This window comes from Viridibacterium curvum, assembly GCF_039544165.1.
In the GTDB taxonomy this organism is placed as follows: Bacteria; Pseudomonadota; Gammaproteobacteria; order Burkholderiales; family Rhodocyclaceae; genus Viridibacterium; species Viridibacterium curvum.
On record NZ_BAABLD010000005.1, the window covers coordinates 227,908 to 248,108 of the forward strand.

The following is a 20,201-nucleotide window of genomic DNA, read 5'->3' on the forward strand; positions in this document are numbered from 1 at the left end:
GGATTGGCAACATGAAAATCACCGTTGTAGGTACTGGTTACGTAGGTCTGGTTTCGGGCGCCTGCCTTGCTGAGGTCGGCAATGACGTACTGTGCCTGGATCTCGACAAGGAAAAGATTCGCATCCTCGAAGAAGGCGGCATCCCCATCTTCGAACCAGGCCTGCTGGAAATGGTCAAGCGCAACGTCGCCGCGGGTCGACTGCATTTCACGACCGACATCGACCAGGCTGTCGCGCATGGCACGATCCAGTTCATCGCCGTCGGCACGCCGCCCGATGAAGATGGATCCGCTGACCTCAAGTACGTGCTCTCCGCGGCGCGCAACATCGGTAAGCGCATGACCGACTACAAGGTCGTCGTCGATAAGTCGACAGTGCCTGTTGGCACGGGTGACAAGGTGCGTGCCGCGATTGCCGAAGAACTCAAGGCGCGCGGTATCGACGTGCCCTACAGCGTGGTGTCGAATCCGGAATTCCTCAAGGAGGGTGCGGCTGTCGAAGATTTCATGCGCCCGGACCGTATCGTTGTCGGTGCCGAAGACGAACAGGCCATTCACCTGATGCGTGCGCTTTACGCGCCCTTCCAGCGCAATCACGAACGTCTGCTGGTGATGGACATCCGGTCGGCCGAATTGACCAAGTATGCTGCCAACGCCATGCTTGCGACGCGCATCTCGTTCATGAACGAGCTCGCGCTGCTGTCTGAAAAACTGGGTGCTGATATCGAGCTTGTTCGCCAGGGCATCGGCTCCGATCCGCGCATCGGTTGGCACTTTCTTTACGCCGGTTGTGGCTATGGTGGCTCGTGCTTCCCCAAGGACGTGCAGGCCCTGATCCGCACTTCCAATGGTGTCGAGCAACCCATGCACGTGCTGCAGGCCGTCGAGGTCGCCAATGAGCGCCAGAAGCACGTGCTGGTCAACAAGATCGTCGCGCGCTTCGGTGAGAACCTTGCGGGCAAGCGTTTCGCACTGTGGGGCCTGGCATTCAAGCCAAATACCGACGACATGCGCGAAGCCCCCAGCCGCGTCATCATCGAAGAACTGTTCAAGCGTGGCGCAACCGTCACGGCGTACGATCCGGTCGCGATGCACGAGGCCCAACGCATCTTCGGCGACGACAAGCGTCTGAGCTACGCCGAGCAGCCCATGTCGGCTCTGGAGGGTGCGGATGCCCTCGTGATCGTCACCGAGTGGAAAGAATTCCGCAGCCCCGATTTCGACGGCATCAAGGCCAAGCTCAAGAGCCCCGTCATCATTGATGGCCGCAACATGTTCTCGCCCGAGTTGCCGCGCGCAGCCGGCCTTGAGTACTCCGGCATTGGCCGCAACTGAACGATCGACTGATGACCCGACTCGCTGTTCCTGACACCTCCGGCGCCCGCATCCTCGTGGTGGGCGACGTCATGCTGGACCGTTACTGGTTTGGTGATGTGAATCGTATTTCGCCCGAGGCGCCGGTGCCTGTCGTGCATGTCGCGCGCACAGAAGAGCGTCCCGGTGGGGCGGCCAATGTGGCGCGAAACGCTGCAGCTCTGGGCGCCAAGGTCAGTTTGTTGACTGTGGTGGGGCAGGATGAAGCCGCTGTGGCTTTGGGGCGTTTGCTGGAAGAGTCCGGCGTGCGTTCCCTCATGCATGGTGACGCTACGCTGTCGACGACAATCAAGCTGCGTGTGTTGGGTCGTCAGCAACAGTTGCTGCGCATCGATTTCGAGAACAAGCCCTCGCGTGAAGTGCTCGACGACAAGCTCGCGCAGTTCGAGGCCGAGCTCGCCAACCACGATGTCGTGATCCTGTCGGACTATGGCAAGGGTGGTCTAGCCCACGTGCAGAAGATGATTGCCATGGCGCGTGCAGCCGGCAAGCAGGTACTCGTCGACCCGAAGGGTGACGACTACAGCATCTATCGCGGCGCCAGTCTGCTGACGCCTAACCGTTCCGAGTTGCGTCAGGTTGTGGGCAAGTGGAACAACGACGCCGACCTGACCGCCAAGGCGCAAGCCCTGCGTGAATCGCTGCAGCTGGACGCCCTGCTCGTCACGCGTTCGGAAGAGGGCATGACCCTGTTCCAGCCGCAAGGCAGCGTGCATGAAGGCACGCGTGCGCAGGAAGTATTCGACGTCTCCGGCGCCGGCGATACCGTCATCGCGACGCTGGCCGTCATGCTCGCCAGCGGCTGCGATCTTGCTTCCGCCATGCGCCTCTCCAACCACGCCGCCGGCATCGTCGTCGCCAAGCTGGGCACCGCTACGGTGACGCTCGACGAACTGCGCGCCGAATTCTGATAGCAGCACAGGAAAGCAGGACCACTCCATGGCTCGTTACTACATCGTCACCGGCGCAGCCGGCTTCATCGGCTCCAACATTGTTGCCGGACTCAATGCACGCGGCATCACGAACATTATCGCGGTCGACAATCTCAGCAAGGCTGACAAGTTCAGGAACCTGGTCGATTGCGATATCGCAGACTATATCGACAAGCACGAGTTCATCCAGGCGATCGAGGCGGGTGAGTTCGATGGCGGTGTCGAGGCCATCCTGCACCAGGGCGCCTGCTCCAACACCATGGAGCACGACGGCAACTACATGATGACCAACAACTACCGCTACTCGCTGTCGTTGCTGGACTTCTGTGCCGATCAGGCCGTGCCTTACCTCTACGCCTCGTCGGCGGCCACCTATGGTGCCAGCAACGTTTTTCGCGAAGAGCGCCAGTTCGAAGCGCCGCTCAACGTCTACGGGTACTCCAAGTTCCTGTTCGACCAGGTCGTGCGCCGCGCGATGCCCGACATCGAATCGCAGGTCGTCGGCTTCCGCTATTTCAACGTCTATGGTCCGCGCGAAGACCACAAAGCCGGCGCTGGATCGTCCGTCGCCTTCAATGCGTTCCACCAGTTCCGCAAGGAAGGCAAGGTCAAGCTCTTCGTCGGTTGTGACGGCTACGGTGACGGCGGTCAGCTGCGTGACTTCGTGTACATCGAAGACATCGTGCGTGCCAACCTCTATTTCCTCGACAACCCTGACAAGTCGGGCATCTTCAACCTCGGCACCGGCCGCGCGCAGTCGTTCAACGATGTTGCCGTTGGCGTGGTCAATGCCTGCCGTCGCCATGCCGGCGAGACGGAACTTTCGCTGACCGAGATGGTGCAGCAAGGCCTCATCGAATACGTGCCTTTCCCGGACATCCTCAAAGGCAAGTACCAGAGCTTCACGCAGGCCGATATCACCAAGCTGCGCAGCGCTGGCTATGACGCCCCGTTCAACGACGTCGCCAAGGGCGTGGCGAAGTACTGTGAGAAGCTGCTGGCAAAGGGCTAGGGGCTGAGCCCGGGCGGCATGCCCGGAACGATATACCCCCATGCGTTTTGCTCACGGACCGGCTTGCCGGACCTTGTCGTATACTTGAAGCATGATTGACGGTGGCCTCCAGGCCGCCCGCCCGACCGGAGAGTTCTGAAATGACCTATGTAGTGACCGAAGCCTGCGTCAAGTGCAAGTACACCGACTGTGTAGATGTCTGCCCCGTCGATTGCTTCCACGAAGGCCCCAACTTCCTCGTCATCGATCCGGACGAGTGCATCGACTGCACGCTGTGCGTGGCGGAGTGCCCCGCAGAAGCCATCTTTGCCGAGGACGACCTGCCGGCCGATCAAGGCCACTTCACGGCCCTCAATGCCGAGCTGGCCAAGATCTGGCCCGTCATCGTCGAGCGCAAGGATCCGCTGCCCGATGCCGACGACTGGGTCAAGGTCAAGGGCAAGACAGACATGATCGAACGCTGATCCCTAGCTGACCGTCTCTCTGTCAGACACCCACAGCACAAGGCGCATACCGGGAACGGGATGCGCCTTTTTCATGCCACTCATGGCAGCATCCAGCCCATGACGCTGGCCTCCCGATCCTTGGCGCCCGATGCGGCATTTCTGCCTGCAGCGGCGCGTCACATCCTCGATTTCGCCACCGAGCTGGGGCGTCCTGCCGACCTGTCTGCGGCCAGCTTGCTGCTGCCCAACCTCAAGCTGGCGCCCGCAATGAACGCAGCCCTGCAGGCGGCCGCAGGCGGCCCTGTACTGCTGCCGCGTACCAATACGCTTGGCGGCCTCGTAGAGCCCTGGTTCGCTGCCATAGAAGCGCTGCCTGACGCGCGCCGCCAGCTCATCCTGCATTCGCTGCTGCGCAGTCGCGAATGGTTTGACGACGCCATGTTGTGGGATGTGGTCGGCGAACTCACTCAGCTCTTCGATACGCTCACCGAACATGCGGTGCCCTTGCCCGAGAGCGAAGAAGTGTTGCTCGCCCGTCTCGAAGCCGGATTCGAGCTCAATAACTCGCAGGCACTGGCTTTCGAGGCGCGCGTCGTCAATACCCTCTGGCGCGCCGAAGCTCAGGGCAAACCCTCGCGCGCCGCCGCCCGCCTGCTCGCAGCCAGTCAATGGCTTGCACAGCTAAACGGCCCACTCATCGTGATGCTCGAATCGCCGGATGCAGGGCCGCTGCAAGGGCTCATTGAGGCGGCCGCCGAGCGCGTACCCGTGTTGCTGTTGTGCCCCGAACGTCAGCTGGCCAAAGGTGCCCTCGCTGCGCTGCTGCAAGCTGCCTGGCCGCAGCAGGGTGAGCTCGCTTTGCGGGAGCGTGTTGCGGGTCTTGACGTCATGGAGGTCTGCAATCGCATGCGCCTCCTCGCTGCGGAGAGCCTCGAAACCCTCGGCCAGGCCGTCGCCGATCAGGTGCTGTACTGGCTATGCGAAGGCCGTCGCAACATTGCTCTGGTGGCATGCGACCGCCTTGCCGCACGCCGCGCGCGCGCGCTGCTTGAGCGTGAAGGCGTGCTGGTGCAGGACGAAACCGGCTGGAAGATGGTGACAACGCGGGTTGCTGCGGTCGTCGACGCCTGGCTCGAAGTGCTGGCCTCTGATGCCTGGCATCGTGCGCTCATCGACCTTCTGCGTGCGCCACTGCTGTTCGTCGATATCGAACCGCTCGCGCGCGGGCAAGCCGGCGACCTGATTGCCCAGCTCATCCGCGAGCACAACATCGCCAGCGGGCTGGACGTGCTAAGCAAGCTCGTCGACGCCTCGACGGATCCGCGCGCCAAGGACGCCGCTGCGCTGCTCGAACGCCTTGCCAAAGCTCGTGCCGCCATCAACCCTGCGCAGTCCGCCAGCATCGCCGAGTGGTTGCGTCGGCTGAAGAAGAGCCTCGAACTGCTCGGCGCCTTGCCTCACTTCGAGCAGGACGCCGCCGGCGGCATGTGGCTCGAATGGCTGGAGACGCGGCAGGCCGAGCTTGCGCAAGATGCGAATTTGCCGGATCCGATGCGCTTTCGCTTCGCGGCCTGGCGCACCTGGTTCAACCGCCAGATGGAAGCGCAGCTCTTCCGTGACGAGAGCATCGACAGCCCCGTCATCCTCACCCACCTCGCCGCCACGCGCCTGCGTGCCTTCGACGCGGCCATCGTCATCGGTGCTGACGCCGAACACCTTGCGCCGCCCGCGCCGCCGGGCTGGCTCACGCATGCCGGTGTACGTCGCGAACTGGGCCTGCCGGGGCTGGAGGCCGAACGCCTCCAACTCCGTGAGGACCTCGCCGGCCTGCTGCTCAGTAGTGATGCCAGCGTGATTGCCTGGCAATGCCTGCGGCGCGATGAAGAGCTCATGCCAGCGGCGGAAGTGGCTGTGCTGCAGGCTGCCTTGACGCTCGCGACGGGGCAGGGGAGTGTGGTCGATCGTGCCCAGCCGCGCGAGATCGCCAGCAGCGCAGAGGTCGGGCCTACAGCATTCGCTTCGCCGTCGGCACCCGCCGCGCGCATCCCGCTGCGCCTCTCCGCCTCCGGCATGCAGACCCTCATCGACTGCCCGTACCGCTACTTCGCGCGCTACGTGCTGCGCCTCGCCGAACTGGATGAACTCTCCGAGGGCATGGAGAAGCAGGACTTCGGCACGCAGCTGCACCGCATCCTGCACGACTTCCATTCTCGCTTCCCGCTGCTGGCCAACGTGTCGGACGAAACACTCGCCGATGCCTTGTCAGCCATCACCGAAGAAGCCTTCGCTGAGGCTGTCGCGCGCAACTTCCAGGACCATGCCTGGCGACTGCGCTGGCGCAGGCAGCTCGCCGACTACATTGCCTGGCAACGCCAGCGCGAAGCGGACGGCTGGCACTGGCAGAGTGGTGAAGTCGACCTGCGCCGGGAACACGAACTCGGCGCTGAGCGCACGCTGACCCTGCAAGGCCGCATCGACCGCATCGACAATGGCAAGGATGCAGAAGGCGATAGCGCGCTGGGGCTGCTCGATTACAAATCGCGCGCGCTCACCTCATTGCGCACCCAGGTCAAGGACCCGGACGACATCCAGCTGGCGTTCTACACCCTGCTCGTCGGCCAGCACGTGCAGGAGGCGGCCTACGTCGCCCTCGATGGCGACACGCTAGGTGCCGTCGCCATCGACGAACCCGAAGAACGCGCCGGTGCGCTGCACGACGTAATCACGGAAAGCTTCAATGCCTTGCTCGATGGTGCAGCGATGCCGGCGCAGGGCACGGCGGGCGCGTGTGCGTACTGCGAGATGCGGGGTGTATGTCGCAAGGAGTGGATGGATGAGGAGCTTGTTGATGAGCGCTGAACTCCGCCTGCAACAGCGTTTCCTTGCGCTTGACCCTGCGCAGAGCGTGGCCGTCGAAGCTTGCGCGGGCAGCGGCAAGACTTGGCTGCTGTCGTCGCGCCTGCTGCGTTTGCTGCTTGCTGGCGTGAAGCCGGGAGAGATTCTGGCGATCACCTATACGCGCAAGGCGGCACGTGAGATCGAAGCGCGGCTGCGCAGCTTGCTGGTGATGCTGGCGACGGCGCCGGAGGACAAGGCGCTGGCGATGCTGGTCGAGCGTGGCTTGTCGCGTGATGAAGCGCAGGCGCTGTTGCCGCGTGCGCGGGGCTTGTTCGAAGCGACCTTGCAGGCCTTGCCAGCTATCACGATCACGACTTTCCACGGTTGGTTTGCGCGGCTGCTTTCCGGTGCGCCGCTCGATAGTGGTCTGGCCGGACGCACGCTGGATGACGCGGCGGGTGGCTTGCTGGATGAGGCCTGGGCTGCATTGGCGGCCGATTGCGGGCGTGCGCCGGAAGCGCCCTTGGCGCAGTCGCTGCTATGGCTCTATGAATCGCTGGGCGCACACAGCACGAAGAGGCTATTGAAGGCTTTCGTCGAGCGTCGTGCCGAGTGGCGTGTGTGGCTGGCGGGGCTCGGCGGTGTAGAGGGGCTGAAGCAGTGGTTGACGTCGACCTTTGGTGAAGGCAGTGATCCACTGGCAGATTGCTTCACGCCCGCGCGTTTGAGCGAACTGGAGGACTTTGCGCGGCTGCTGGGCCAGAACACGGACGGTGACAGGACGCTGGGCAATGACTTGGCGCAGGCGGTTGTCGATATGCGCGCGCTGGCTGAGGGCGCAGCGTTCCAGATGGCGTTCAGCGCGGTGCGCACGGCTTTTCTGACCGCCAGCCTGGAGCCCCGCAAGCGCAAGGCGTCGGGTGCGCAAGCCAAGCGTTTGGGCGCTGCGGGCGAAGAGCGCTTCCTTGCGCTGCACGAGGCATGGAGTACACGACTGATCGCCGCACTCGGTGCACTGCAGGATCAGCACAACGCGGTGTTCAACCGTCATGCGCTGGCAGTCGGGCAGGCGCTGCTGGACAAGCTGGATGGGCTGAAGCGTTCGCGCCGCGTGATGGATTTTTCTGACCTCGAAGCGGAGATCGATTCGCTGCTGGCGCGCGAGGGCAGCGGTGCCTGGCTGCAAGCGCGGCTCGACGCGCGCTACAAACACATCCTGCTCGACGAGTTCCAGGACACGAATCCGCTGCAGTGGCGCATCCTGCGCGGCTGGCTGGACGCCTATACGGGCATGGGTGCGGCGCGGCCCACGGTGTTCCTAGTCGGTGATCCGAAGCAGTCGATCTATCGTTTCCGTCGCGCCGAACCCAAGCTGTTCACGGCTGCGGCGGAGTACTTCGAGCAGGAGTTTGGTGCCAAGCGTATCGGCAATGCCCATACTTTCCGTAATGCCGAAGGCATCGTGCAGCTCGTCAACGCGGTATTCGGTGAGGCACAGATGGCGGGCTTTGTGCCGCAGAGCGCTGAGCGCGCAAGCTGGCCCTCGCGTGTCGACGTGCTGCCGCTGATAGCTCTGGCAACGGATAGCGACGCTGCACCGCAGACCGGGTTGATCCGCAATCCACTCGAAGCGCCGCGTATCGAGCAAGAAGACCTGCGACGTGCCGAAGAGGCGGCGCTGCTGGCCGAACGCATCAGCGCGATGGCTGGGCGCATGTTGGTGCGTGGCAAGGACGGGCAGGATCGGCCCGCGCGCTACAGCGACATCCTGATCCTCACGCGGCGCAAGACGCAGCTTGCAACGTATGAAGCGGCCTTGCGCGCGGCGGGTATTCCATTTGTGAGCCCTGGCCGTGGTGGCCTGCTCGACACGCTGGAAGCGCAAGATCTGCTGGCCGTGCTGCGCTTTCTCGCCGACCCGGCCGACAACCTGCGCCTGGCCCATGCATTGCGCACGCCGGCTTTCAACCTGACTGACGAGGACTTGTTGGCCGTCTCGGCTGTTGGCGGTGCGTGGTGGCCGGCGCTGCAGCGTCTTGCGGCTGAAGGGCATGCCGGCATGCAGCGCGCCAGCGGCTTGCTGCGTGACTGGTTGGCGGCCTCCGCACACCTGCCAGCGCACGATCTGATCGACCGCGTTTTTCACGAGTCCGACTGGTTCGCGCGTACGCGTGCTGCCGTGCCGGCGGCCTTCTGGCCGGGTGTGCATGCCAACCTCGAAGCGCTGCTGGAACTGGCGCTCAATGTAGACGCCGGGCGTTACCCCAGTCTGACGCGTTTTGTTGACGAGCTGGCGCGGTTGTCATCGTCGGATGACGAGGCGCCGAGCGAAGGTCTGGTATCTGCCAGCGGTGAAGGGGAGGCAGACGGACAGAGTCCTGGCCGCGTGCGCATCATGACCATTCATGGTGCCAAGGGTCTGGAGGCGCCCATCGTCTGGCTGATCGACGCCAATTCGGTGCCACGCAGCAGCGAGGGCTACGGTGTGGCGATGGATTGGCCGGTCGAATCGAGCGTGCCGCAGCACTTCTCCCTGCTCGGTCGCATAGGCGAGGCAGGGCCGTCGCGTGCGGCGATTCTCGAACACGAAAAGGCCGCCGCTGAACGTGAGGAGCTGAACCTGCTTTATGTCGCCATCACGCGCGCCGAGCAGGTGCTGGTCGTCAGCGGAATCGAACCCAGCCGGACGCAGAACGCGCTGACGCCCTGGAAACGTATTGCCGCTGCGATTGGCGCCAATACTGGGTTAGCGGGCAGCATGCCTGAAGAGGAGCGCGCAGAGCGGGTCTCCGGGGTGCCTGCCGTGAAAGCCAATACCGGTGAGGCTCCGCGACAGGTGCCTCGCATAGGCTCTCTGCGCCGCAGCGGGCAGGTCGCCGAGGCGCCGGGTAACGCGGCGGGGGCAGAGTTCGGCACGGCGCTGCATGCCTGGCTGGAGGCCCGTTGCGCAGGCTGGCCGCTGCCGCAGGTGGAGGCTACCGTGGAGCAGGCGGCGCGCCGCATCTACGAGCGACCGGCACTGCAGCGCTTTTTCGACCCTGCACAGTGCCTGCGAGCTGCCAACGAAGCGGCCTTCGTGACGGCAGATGGCAAGCTGGGTCGCATCGACCGCTGGGTCGAGTTGGCTGACGCCTTCTGGGTCATCGACTACAAGAGCGGCGACGCGGCCACCGCGCCTGTCGCCGAGTACCGCCAGCAGCTCGATGGCTACCGCGCCTTGCTGCGCCAGTTTGCCGGTAACAAGCCAGTGCATGCTGTGCTGCTGTTTCCCGATGGCAGCGAGCAGGTATTCGATTGATGGCCAGCGGCCTGCCCTGCTGCGAACCGTGAGCATGGGTCTTGCTCTATGATTCGACCAAACCTGAATTGATCCATTGCTGCGGGAGACACCCATGCTTGTTAGCGAAATCCTGGCCATCAAAGGCACCGTCCTCTACACCATCAACCCTGAGCACTCCCTGCAACAGGCCGTCGATCTGATGACCGAGCTCGACATCGGTTCGCTGGTGGTGGTTGATGGCGGCAAGATGGCCGGCATGCTGACCTTCCGCGAACTGCTCGCTGCGCTGGCCAAGGCCGGCAAGAACTGGCGCGAGGCCAAGGTGGCTGGCGCCATGCTGGCCAAACCGGTCAGCGCACGCCCCGATATGGAAGTGGCCGAGCTGCAGCGCATCATCGTGGAGCATCGCCAGCGTTATCTGCCGGTCATGGACGGTGACACGCTCCTGGGCGTCATCTCCTTCCACGACGTGGCGCGTGCCATGCTCGAAGAGCAGGCCTTCGAGAACCGCATGCTGAAGGGCTACATCAAGAACTGGCCCGAGGAAACTGAATCTGAAGATTGATGTCAGATAAGCCACCACCAGCCAATATCGGGCACGGTGGTACCGCGTGTAGTGTGGGTGGTGGTGCAGGTCCTGCTGTAGCGCAAGCCGGGCATGCCGTTGATGAAACAAGATTCCCGCAGGGAACAAGGAGACATCATGGAAAAGATCTGGCTCAAGAGCTACCCGGAGGGTGTGCCCGCCGAGGTTGACCTCAACGAGTTTTCATCGATAGGCGACCTGTTCGAGCGCAGCGTCAAACGCTGGCCTGACCGAGCGGCCTACATCAACATGGGCAAGTCGATCAGCTACAGCGAGCTCGACACCTTGTCCCGCAACTTCGCGACCTGGCTGCAAGGCGAGCTCAAGCTGCCGCGCGGCACACGCGTGGCGCTGATGATGCCCAACGTGCTGCAGTACCCGATTGCCATGTTCGGCACGCTGCGCGCCGGTTACACCGTCGTCAATTGCAATCCGCTCTATACGCCGCGCGAGCTGGAGCACCAGCTCAACGACTCGGGCGCCGAAGTCATCGTGGTGCTGGAGAACTTCGCGCACACCCTGCAGGCCGTCATCGACAAGACCAAGGTGCGCCATGTCGTCGTGACCAGCCTCGGCGAAATGCTGGGCCTCAAGGGCCTGATCGTGAACCTCGTCGTGCGCCACGTGAAGAAGCTGGTGCCGACCTGGAGCTTGCCGCAAGCCATCAACTTCAAGACCGCGCTGTCACGCGGCGTTGGTCATGCGCTGCAGCCGGTGAGCGTGACGCACGATGATGTGGCCTACCTGCAATACACGGGCGGCACCACGGGCGTCGCCAAGGGGGCTGTGCTGACGCATGGCAACATCATTGCCAACCTGCAGCAGGCACACGCCTGGATCAAACCGCTGATTGATGAGGGCGTCGAGACCATCATCACGGCGCTGCCGCTTTATCACATCTTCTCGCTGACGGCGAACTGCCTGACCTTTCTCAAGATCGGTGCCAGCAATGTGCTGATCACCAATCCGCGCGACATTCCCGGCTTCGTCAAGGAGCTGAGCAGGGTTCGCTTCACCGTCATCACGGGCGTGAACACCCTGTTCAACGCGCTGCTCAACAATCCGGATTTTGCCAGGCTCGATTTTTCAGGCCTCAAGTGTTCGCTGGGTGGGGGCATGGCCGTGCAGCAGGCGGTGGCCGAGCGCTGGCACAAGACCACGGGTATTGCCCTGCGTGAGGCCTATGGCCTGACCGAGACTTCGCCGGCCGTCTGCATCAATCCCATCGACCTCAAACACTTCAACCATTCCATCGGCCTGCCCATTCCCTCGACGGATATCTCGATCCGTGACGATGACGGTAACGAACTGGCCGTTGGCCAGGCGGGTGAGCTCTGCGTGAAGGGGCCGCAGGTGATGCGTGGCTATCACAATCGGCCGGACGAGACCGCCAAGGTCATGACCGCAGATGGCTTCCTCAAGACCGGCGATATTGCCGTGATGGACGAAAAGGGCTTTTTGCGCCTCGTGGATCGCAAAAAAGACATGATTCTCGTTTCCGGCTTCAATGTGTATCCCAATGAGGTCGAGGACGTCGTGGCGACTCACCCCGGTGTTCTGGAGGTCGCAGCGGTCGGCGTGCCCGACGCAAGTTCGGGTGAAGCCGTGAAGATCTTCGTGGTCCGCAAGGATCCAGCTCTCACGCCAGAGGCCCTGATTGCTCACTGCAAGGGTTTGCTGACCGGCTACAAAGTTCCGCGCCAGGTCGAGTTTCGTCAGGAGCTGCCTAAAACGAATGTAGGAAAAATTCTGAGGCGAGCTCTGCGAGACGGAACGACTACTTCCGGTTGAGACGCGCCAAACCAGTGCTGGCGTGACTTCCTGCATGGCAGCGGTGTCAGGGCCGCCAAAAAGGGCGCTGATGCACATGCAGGAATTGCCACAGATGCCGATAGCGCCCGCTTGCCCAAGCGGAGATCTTGTGCTTGAATGCAATCGCGTTTCTCACTTCTGTTTGACCCCGATAACCGTGAACTCCTCCTTCTTCGCCCCTCTGCATGCTGTCGCTCCCGTAGCGGAAGCTGTAGTCGTACGCGTAGTAGGCGTAGGCGGCAACGCGCCGTAACGGGGACTGAGTCAGACTCAAGAGATTTCAACCCCGCCGGCGCAAGCCGGGCGGGGTTTTTCTTTTTCTGACTCTCTCCCGGCAACAAGCAGGCAAAAAATTCAGGGCGTCATCGGCGCCCGGCCAGAGGAGTCTTTAAATGCGATTAACCGGAGCTCAGCTCGTTGTTCGCTTGCTCGAGCAGCAGGGCATCACCACCGTCACCGGGATTCCCGGCGGTGCAGCGCTGCCCCTTTACGATGCATTCGCCGAGCGCGACACCATTCGCCATGTGCTGGCCCGTCACGAGCAGGGCGCCGGCTTCATCGCCCAGGGCATGGCCCGAGTGTCGGGCAAGGCGGCCGTCTGTATGGCCTCCAGCGGCCCCGGCGCGACCAATCTGGTCACGGCCATTGCCGACGCCAAGCTCGATTCGATTCCGCTGGTCTGCATCACGGGTCAGGTGCCGTCGTCGATGATCGGTACCGACGCATTCCAGGAGGTCGATACCTACGGCATCTCGATCCCCGTGACCAAGCACAACTATCTTGTGCGCAATGCGGCGGACTTGCTGCATGTGATTCCGGAGGCTTTCCGTCTCGCCGAATCGGGTCGCCCCGGGCCAGTGTGGGTCGATATCCCGAAAGACGTGCAGAACGCCATCGTCGAGGTCGAATCGCTGCCCGAACCGGGCAAGGCTGACCCCGCACCCGTTGTGAATCTCGATGACGTGCGCCGTGCGGCGGAACTCATCAACGCGGCGAAGACCCCCGTGCTGTATCTGGGTGGCGGCGTGATCATGGCCGAGGCTTCGGCGCAGGCCGTGATGCTCGCTGAGCAGGCCGGCATGCCGACCACCATGACGCTGATGGGCCTCGGTGCGATGCCCGTCGATCATCCGCTGTCGCTGGGCATGCTGGGCATGCACGGTGCGGCTTACACCAACTACATCTTGCAGGAGTCTGACCTGCTGGTCGTGCTTGGCGCGCGCTTTGACGACCGCGCCATCGGCAAGGCCGAAAAGTTCTGTCCCAACGCGGCGATCATCCACGTTGATATCGATCCGGCCGAGCTGGGCAAGATCAGGCGTCCGCACGTGGGTATCTGCGGCGATGTAGGCAAGGTGCTCGACGCGCTGATGCCCATGGTGCAAGTGCAATTGCGCAAGCCCTGGCTGGCGCGTGCCGACGAGTTGCGCAAGGCTCACCCGCTGAAGACGCCGGGCATTGAGGATCCGCGCAGTCATTATGGTTTGATCGCTGCCGTGGCCGATGCACTCGATGACGAAGCCATCGTGACCACCGACGTCGGTCAGCATCAGATGTGGGTGGCGCAGGCCTATCCGCTGCGCCGTCCCCGTCAGCTGCTGACCTCCGGCGGCCTGGGCACCATGGGCTTTGGCATGCCGACGGCGTTGGGCGCCGCGATTGCCGAGCCCGAGCGCACGGTTGTGTGTTTCTCGGGTGATGGCAGTCTGAAGATGAACATCCAGGAATTCGCCACGATGGCTGACGAGCAGGCCAATGTGAAGGTGATTCTGATGAACAACCAGACACTGGGCATGGTGTATCAGCAGCAGGACATGCTCTACGACAAGCGTTTCTTCGCGGTGAACTACAAGACGCGTACGGACTTCGTGAAGATCGCCGAAGGCTTCGGCATCGGTGCGCTGGACCTCGACAAGGTCGAGGACCCGCGCGCCGCACTGGCAGAAGAAATGAAGCGCCGTGGCCCGTGCCTGATCCATTGCTCCATCGATGTGGAAGCCAAGGTGCTGCCTTTCGTACCGCCGGGCAAGTCCAACGTCGAAATGATCGGAGGCTGAGATGGATATGCGAGTTGAAACCCCAAGAGATCAGGCCTTTGCCAAGGTCGTGCTGCAGCTGACCGTGCGCAACCACCCCGGCGTGATGTCCCACGTATGCGGTCTCTTCGCACGCCGCGCCTTTAACGTAGAGGGAATCCTCTGCATGCCGGTCGGCGACGGTACGCAAAGCCGCATCTGGCTGCTGGTACGTGATGACGAGCGCCTGCCGCAGATGATCAGCCAGGCTGAGAAGCTGGAGGACGTGCTGTCGGTCGAGCGTGCCATTGCCGACCACAAGGTCTTCGAGCGTCTCGAAGACTTCTTCGGCTGATCCGCTGTGCAGCTGCGGTGCCTCCGCTACGCTCAGCCGTAGTGGAGGTCAGTCGCCTTGCCGCGGAAGATGCGGTAGGCGAACACGGTGTAGGCGCCGATCATCGGCACGGTGATCGCTATGCCGATGAGAATGATCTTCAGTGACTCAGGCGCGGCAGCCGCCTGCCACAGCGTGATGCGATCCATCACCACGTAGGGGAACAGGCTGTAGGCCAGTCCGCAGAAGCCCATGGTCATGATGTAGCCAGCCAGCAGCAGCGGGATCAACGCTGCGCGTCCGTGCGTGCCGCGTTCACCGCGCAGCATGAAGATCAGCCCGAGGAAGGCCGCCATCGTACTCAGCGGAATTGGCAGCAGGGCGAAGAAAGCCGGCAGGCTGAACCAGCGCTCACGCACGGTCTCGCTTACCCAGGGCGTGGCCAGCGAGATGAGCAGCATGCCGAGCGCCACCGGTAGCCAGGCAATGCGTGCCCAGCGCAGCGCGTGTTGCTGAAGGTCTCCCTCCGTCTTCAACACCAGCCAGCAGGCACCCAGCAGTACGTAGGCCGTCGGCAGCGTGGCCGCGATCAGTGCCGCGAACACGAGGTATTCCGTACCTTCTGCAAAGCCCGTGATATAGCGGCCGAGCATCCAGCCTTGGGCGAGTGAAGCGATCAGCGAACCGGTGAAGAAGGCGGCATTCCACAATGGCTTGTGCGTGTCGCGTGCCTTGACGCGAAACTCGAAGGCCACGCCGCGCAGCATCAGCCCGCAGAGCATCGCCGCGACCGGCAGGTAGAGGGCAGAGAGCACCACACCGTAGGCTTTGGGGAAGGCGATAAGCAGGATGCCCACACCCAGGACCAGCCACGTCTCGTTGGCATCCCAGAAGGGGCCGATGGAGGCGATCATGGTGTCCTTCTGCGCCGTGGTCGCACGCGGCAGGAGCATGCCGACGCCGAGGTCGTAGCCATCGAGGATGACGTACACGAGCATCGCGAAACCCATCAGGCTCATGAAGATGACGGGCAGGAGCAGATCGAGGGTCCATGCCTGTTGGGCAAGCTGGGCGAGGTGGTCGGTGCTCATGTGCGTAACTCCGCGATCGCGTTGGGGACGCCGACGGGGCCAACTGGCGGCGCTTCCTCCGACACCGGTTTTTCGGCGAGGTAGCGCAGCACGGCCACATAGGAAACGATGAGGAACAGGTACATCGCGAGATAGGCCACCAACGTGGCCGCGATGTTTGCTGCCGGCACGCGCGAGGCGACGTCCGCCGTGCGCAAGAGGCCATAGACAATGAAGGGCTGGCGGCCGATCTCGGTGACGTACCAGCCGGCCACCGTGGCCAGCCAGCCGGAGAAGGTCATCGCCACGAAGACGTAGAGCAGGGGGCGTGGCAGCGTGTCCGGAGCGCGCCGCCTGCGCAGCAGCCAGCTGCCGATCCAGCTGGCCGCCAGCATCGCCATGCCGGTGCCGACCATGATGCGGAAGCCCCAGAACAGCGGCGCGACCGGCGGGTGCGCATCCGGGAACTGGTCGAGGCCGCGTATCTCCGCATTCACGTCATGTTTGAGGATCAGACTCGCGCCGCCGGGAATGCCGATGGCAAAACGGTTACTCTGCGTCGCGGTATCCGGAATCGCGAATAGCAGCAAGGGGGCGCCGCGCTCGGTCTTCCAGATGCCTTCGATAGCGGCAATCTTCTGCGGCTGGTGTTCCAGCGTGTTGAGGCCGTGCATGTCGCCGACGAAAATCTGTACCGGGATCAGCAGGGCTGCAGCGAACACGCTGCTGCGCAGGACCGGCGCGCTGGAGCGGTTGGTCCTGCCACGCACGAACTGCCAGGCACTGATGCCCGCCATGAGAAAGCACACCGTAAGCCCTGATGCCAGCAAGGTGTGCGCAAGGCGGTAGGGGAAGGAGGGGTTGAAGACGATCTCCAGCCACGAGCGTGCGTGGAATTCGCCGTTGATGATCTCGTAACCCGCCGGGGTCTGCATCCAGGAGTTCAGGCTGAGAATCCAGAATGCTGACAGCGTGGTGCCGAAAGCGACGAGAAAGGTGGCGATGAGGTGCACGCGCTCCGACACACGCCCATGGCCGAACAGCATGATGCCGAGGAAGGATGCCTCCAGAAAGAACGCTGTGAGCACCTCGTAGCCCAGCAGGGGGCCGGCGATGTTGCCGACTCTCTCCATGAACCCGGGCCAGTTGGTGCCGAACTGGAAGCTCATGGTGATGCCCGACACCACGCCGAGGCCGAAGGACAGTGCGAATACTTTGGTCCAGAATCGGTAAGCGACCAGCCAGGCCTTGTCCTGCGTCTTCAGCCATCGCCAGCGGAACATCAGGAGGGCCCAGCCCAGCGCAATGGTGATGGTGGGGAAGAGGATGTGGAAGGTGATATTCGCTGCGAACTGCATGCGCGCCAGAAGCAGGGCATCCATGGCGGTGTGACTCCTTGGCCCTTTGTACTGCCGGCGGTGCGGGCCAGGTCCCGCGCGGCATTCCTGAAACCTGTTGCTGCGGCTAGTTGCTCTTGCCTTTGCCGCCGCCGACGATCTTCACCTTGCTGGTGAATTCGAGCAGCTTCTGCACGCGAGAGCCCATGCGCATCAGCTGCGCGAGGGTGTTGCGGTCCATGTGTTGCACTTCGTCGAACCAGGTGGTGAGCATCTCGATGAGTTCGTGCATGCCGCGCATGCGCTCCTGCGCGACGGCGTCTTCTTCCGACGCAGGCTTTTCCATGAGTGCGCTGCGCAACATCGACAGGGTGGGCTCGATCTCGCGGCGACGGCGCTCCTCTGCCAGGATCTGGAATACCTCCCAGGCATCCGAGGGTGCATCGAAGTATTCGCGGCGGTCACCCGGAAGGTGCTTGAGACGCACCAGTCGCCAGGCTTGCAGCTCCTTCAGGCCCATGCTCACGTTGGAGCGCGAGAACTCCAGCGCCTCGGCAATCTCGTCGGCGTTCAGGGGGCGCTGCGAGACGTAGATGAGCGCGTAGATCTGTCCGACCGTGCGGTTGATGCCCCAGCGGCTACCCATCTCGCCGAAGTGGGCGACGAAGCTGCGAACAAGTGGTGTCATCTGTTGTCTTCTGAGGGCTGCATTGCCATAGATCAAATAATAACTGAATTTTCAGTAATTGCTGAAAAATGAAAATATGGCTGAGCAAGCCAGCCTTGGTTGGGGCGCACAGGTCGGTCCGGTGGGGCTCGCGTGGTAAAATTAAAGGCTCCATAGACCACGCCCACCCCCAAGTCGCGGGGCACAAGGAACAGGCCCCATGTCTGGCAGCACGTTCGGTACGCTCTTCACGGTTACTTCCTTCGGTGAGTCGCATGGCGCGGCCATCGGCTGCGTCGTCGATGGTTGCCCGCCAGGACTGGCGTTGACTGAGGCTGACATCCAGATCGAGCTGGACCGCCGCAAGCCCGGTACCTCGCGCCACGTGACGCAGCGCAAGGAGCCGGATACGGTCGAAATCCTTTCGGGCGTGTTCGAGGGTAAGACCACGGGTACGCCCATCGCGCTGCTGATCCGCAACCAGGATCAACGCAGCGGCGACTACTCGAAGATCATGAACACTTACCGGCCGGGTCACGCCGATTATGCCTATGCGCATAAGTACGGCGTACGTGACTACCGTGGTGGTGGCCGCTCTTCGGCGCGTGAAACTGCTGTGCGCGTCGCCGCTGGCGCAATTGCCAAGAAGTGGCTCAAGGAAAAGCACGCCATCGTGATTCGCGGCTGGATGAGCCAGCTTGGCGAAATCCGCATTCCTTTCAAGGGCTGGGAGCACGTCGGCGAGAACGCCTTCTTCGCTCCGAACGACGAGATCGTGCCGCAGCTCGAAGCCTACATGGACCAGATCCGCAGCGAGCGCGATTCCATTGGCGCGCGTATCGAAGTCATCGCCACCAATGTGCCACCGGGCTGGGGTGAGCCGGTGTTCGATCGCCTGGACGCTGACATTGCCTACGCCATGATGAGCATCAATGCGGTCAAGGGCGTAGAGATAGGTGATGGTTTCGCGACGGTCGCGCAGCGCGGCAGCTATCACGGCGACGAACTGACTCCCGCTGGTTTCCTGTCGAATCACGCGGGTGGCGTGCTGGGTGGTATCTCCAGCGGACAGGATATCCGCGTGGCCATGGCCATCAAGCCGACTTCGTCGATTCCGCAAGAGCGTCGTTCCATCGACAAGCTAGGCGAGCCGACGATGATGATGACCACCGGCCGTCACGACCCCTGCGTAGGCATCCGCGCCACGCCCATCGCAGAGGCCATGCTGGCGCTCGTGCTGATCGACCACGCCCTGCGCCAGCGCGCGCAGAACGCCGACATCACGCCGGATGCGCCGCGCATTGCGGGCCTGGCGCCGCACGGCAACCAGGACGTGCCGTCGCCGCGTGATTGACGGGCAGTCGGCACGCCTGTCGACGTACTACTTCTGCTACTTCGCCTACGTCGGCATCTTCATGCCTTACTTCGGGCTGTTCCTGCAGTCGCGCGGATTCGCCGCGACCGAGATCGGCATCCTCATGTCGATGATGCAGATCATGCGTTTGCTGGCGCCCAATCTGTGGGGCTGGATTGCGGATCGCTGGCAGAACCGCGTGGCGGTTGTTCGTTTGTCAGCAGTCATGTCGCTGCTGGGCTTTGTCGCGATTTTCTGGGCTGAAGGCTTCTGGGCCTACTTTGCCGCGCTGGGGGTCATGAGTTTCTTCTGGACGGCGACCATGCCGTTGCTGGAGTCCATGACACTCGACCATCTGGCTGAGCGTGCGGATCGTTACGGCCAGATCCGCGCCTGGGGCTCGGTCGGTTTCATCTTTGCCAGCTTCGGCATGGGGTTCGTGCTGGAGCGCTGGAGTCTCGGCAGCATCCTGCCGGTGTCCACGGCCATCCTCGCGAGCATCGTGTTGGGATCCCTAGCGTTGCGCGAGCAGAAATCTGCCCGGGCACGACATCACGAAGATCACTCGGGGCTGGGTGACATCCTGCGCCAACCGGGCGTGCTGGCGCTGTTGCTGGCGTGTCTCCTGATGTCGGCCGCGCATGGTGCACTGTATGTTTTCTACTCCATCCACCTCAATCAGGCTGGCTATGCCAAACCCCTGATTGGCGCACTGTGGACGCTCGGTGTGCTGGTCGAGATTGGTGTGTTTTTCCTCATGCCGGGTTTGTTGAAACGCTACTCGTTGCGCGCCATCTTGCTGGTCTGCTTTGCGACGGCAGTGCTGCGATTCACCGGCATTGGCTGGGGCGTGGCTTCGCTGCCCTTGATTGTGCTGTTGCAATGCCTGCACGGCATCACCTTCGGCGCTTATCATGCCGCTTCGGTGGCAGCCGTGCATCGCTGGTTCGGGCCGCAGCACCAGTCCTTCGGACAGGCGCTATACGGCAGCATGAGTTTCGGTGCCGGTGGCATCATTGGCGCCAGCCTGTCTGGCTGGTTGTGGGATCATGCCGGCCCCGGTTGGACCTTCACCAGCAGCGCCGGCTTCGCGCTTGCCGGTTTCCTGATTCTCGCGCTGGCATGGCGCGGTTCTTCTCGTTAGG

Annotated in this window: 15 protein-coding genes; 12 read left to right on the plus strand and 3 right to left on the minus strand. The window is 62.9% G+C overall.

The window, feature by feature from the left end:
- Positions 1-11: 11 nt before the first annotated feature.
- From ABEA02_RS05205 to ilvN, 10 genes are all read left to right on the plus strand, one after another.
- On the plus strand, positions 12-1,334 hold the full coding sequence (locus tag ABEA02_RS05205) for a UDP-glucose dehydrogenase family protein (RefSeq protein ID WP_345531799.1): 1,323 nt from the start codon (positions 12-14) through the stop codon (positions 1,332-1,334).
- Positions 1,335-1,345: 11 nt separating this feature from the next.
- The gene (gene rfaE1, locus ABEA02_RS05210) at positions 1,346-2,284 is read left to right on the plus strand and encodes a D-glycero-beta-D-manno-heptose-7-phosphate kinase (RefSeq protein WP_345531800.1); all 939 of its coding nucleotides are present in this window, start codon (positions 1,346-1,348) and stop codon (positions 2,282-2,284) included.
- A gap of 28 nt (positions 2,285-2,312) precedes the next feature.
- Positions 2,313-3,317 carry an ADP-glyceromanno-heptose 6-epimerase gene (gene rfaD, locus ABEA02_RS05215; RefSeq protein ID WP_345531801.1) on the plus strand — a complete coding sequence of 335 codons (1,005 nt, stop codon included), beginning with the start codon at positions 2,313-2,315 and terminating at the stop codon, positions 3,315-3,317.
- Positions 3,318-3,457: 140 nt separating this feature from the next.
- Positions 3,458-3,781: a ferredoxin FdxA gene (fdxA, locus tag ABEA02_RS05220; protein WP_345531802.1), complete on the plus strand. Its 324-nt coding sequence runs from the start codon at positions 3,458-3,460 to the stop codon at positions 3,779-3,781.
- Positions 3,782-3,880: 99 nt separating this feature from the next.
- Positions 3,881-6,622 (plus strand): PD-(D/E)XK nuclease family protein, encoded by a 2,742-nt coding sequence (locus ABEA02_RS05225; protein ID WP_345531803.1) that lies wholly within the window; start codon positions 3,881-3,883, stop codon positions 6,620-6,622.
- Complete coding sequence (locus tag ABEA02_RS05230; RefSeq protein ID WP_345531804.1) at positions 6,612-9,899, plus strand: UvrD-helicase domain-containing protein; 3,288 nt, start codon at positions 6,612-6,614, stop codon at positions 9,897-9,899. The genes ABEA02_RS05225 and ABEA02_RS05230 overlap by 11 nt, the downstream gene beginning before the upstream one ends.
- A gap of 94 nt (positions 9,900-9,993) precedes the next feature.
- Positions 9,994-10,446, plus strand: a complete 453-nt coding sequence (locus ABEA02_RS05235) for a CBS domain-containing protein (RefSeq protein ID WP_345531805.1) — start codon at positions 9,994-9,996, stop codon at positions 10,444-10,446.
- A 138-nt stretch (positions 10,447-10,584) separates the two neighbouring features.
- On the plus strand, positions 10,585-12,258 hold the full coding sequence (locus ABEA02_RS05240) for a long-chain-fatty-acid--CoA ligase (protein ID WP_345531806.1): 1,674 nt from the start codon (positions 10,585-10,587) through the stop codon (positions 12,256-12,258).
- Positions 12,259-12,671: 413 nt separating this feature from the next.
- Positions 12,672-14,336 (plus strand): acetolactate synthase large subunit, encoded by a 1,665-nt coding sequence (gene ilvB / locus ABEA02_RS05245; RefSeq protein WP_345531807.1) that lies wholly within the window; start codon positions 12,672-12,674, stop codon positions 14,334-14,336.
- A 1-nt stretch (position 14,337) separates the two neighbouring features.
- Entirely contained in the window at positions 14,338-14,649 is a 312-nt protein-coding gene (gene ilvN / locus ABEA02_RS05250) for an acetolactate synthase small subunit (protein ID WP_345531808.1), read from the plus strand.
- Between the two features lie 32 nt (positions 14,650-14,681).
- Here ilvN and ABEA02_RS05255 read toward each other — a convergent pair whose 3' ends face one another.
- From ABEA02_RS05255 to ABEA02_RS05265, 3 genes are all read right to left on the minus strand, one after another.
- Positions 14,682-15,719, minus strand: coding sequence for a cytochrome d ubiquinol oxidase subunit II (locus tag ABEA02_RS05255; protein ID WP_345531809.1), 1,038 nt, complete (start codon positions 15,717-15,719; stop codon positions 14,682-14,684).
- Complete coding sequence (locus ABEA02_RS05260; RefSeq protein ID WP_345531810.1) at positions 15,716-17,080, minus strand: cytochrome ubiquinol oxidase subunit I; 1,365 nt, start codon at positions 17,078-17,080, stop codon at positions 15,716-15,718. Before ABEA02_RS05260 ends, ABEA02_RS05255 begins: the two co-directional genes overlap by 4 nt.
- 82 nt (positions 17,081-17,162) lie before the next feature.
- Positions 17,163-17,723: a GbsR/MarR family transcriptional regulator gene (locus tag ABEA02_RS05265; protein ID WP_345531811.1), complete on the minus strand. Its 561-nt coding sequence runs from the start codon at positions 17,721-17,723 to the stop codon at positions 17,163-17,165.
- A gap of 199 nt (positions 17,724-17,922) precedes the next feature.
- Here ABEA02_RS05265 and aroC point away from each other — a divergent pair, with 199 nt between their 5' ends.
- Positions 17,923-19,056 carry a chorismate synthase gene (gene aroC / locus ABEA02_RS05270; RefSeq protein ID WP_345531812.1) on the plus strand — a complete coding sequence of 378 codons (1,134 nt, stop codon included), beginning with the start codon at positions 17,923-17,925 and terminating at the stop codon, positions 19,054-19,056.
- Positions 19,049-20,200 carry an MFS transporter gene (locus tag ABEA02_RS05275; protein WP_345531813.1) on the plus strand — a complete coding sequence of 384 codons (1,152 nt, stop codon included), beginning with the start codon at positions 19,049-19,051 and terminating at the stop codon, positions 20,198-20,200. Before aroC ends, ABEA02_RS05275 begins: the two co-directional genes overlap by 8 nt.
- Position 20,201 lies beyond the last annotated feature (1 nt).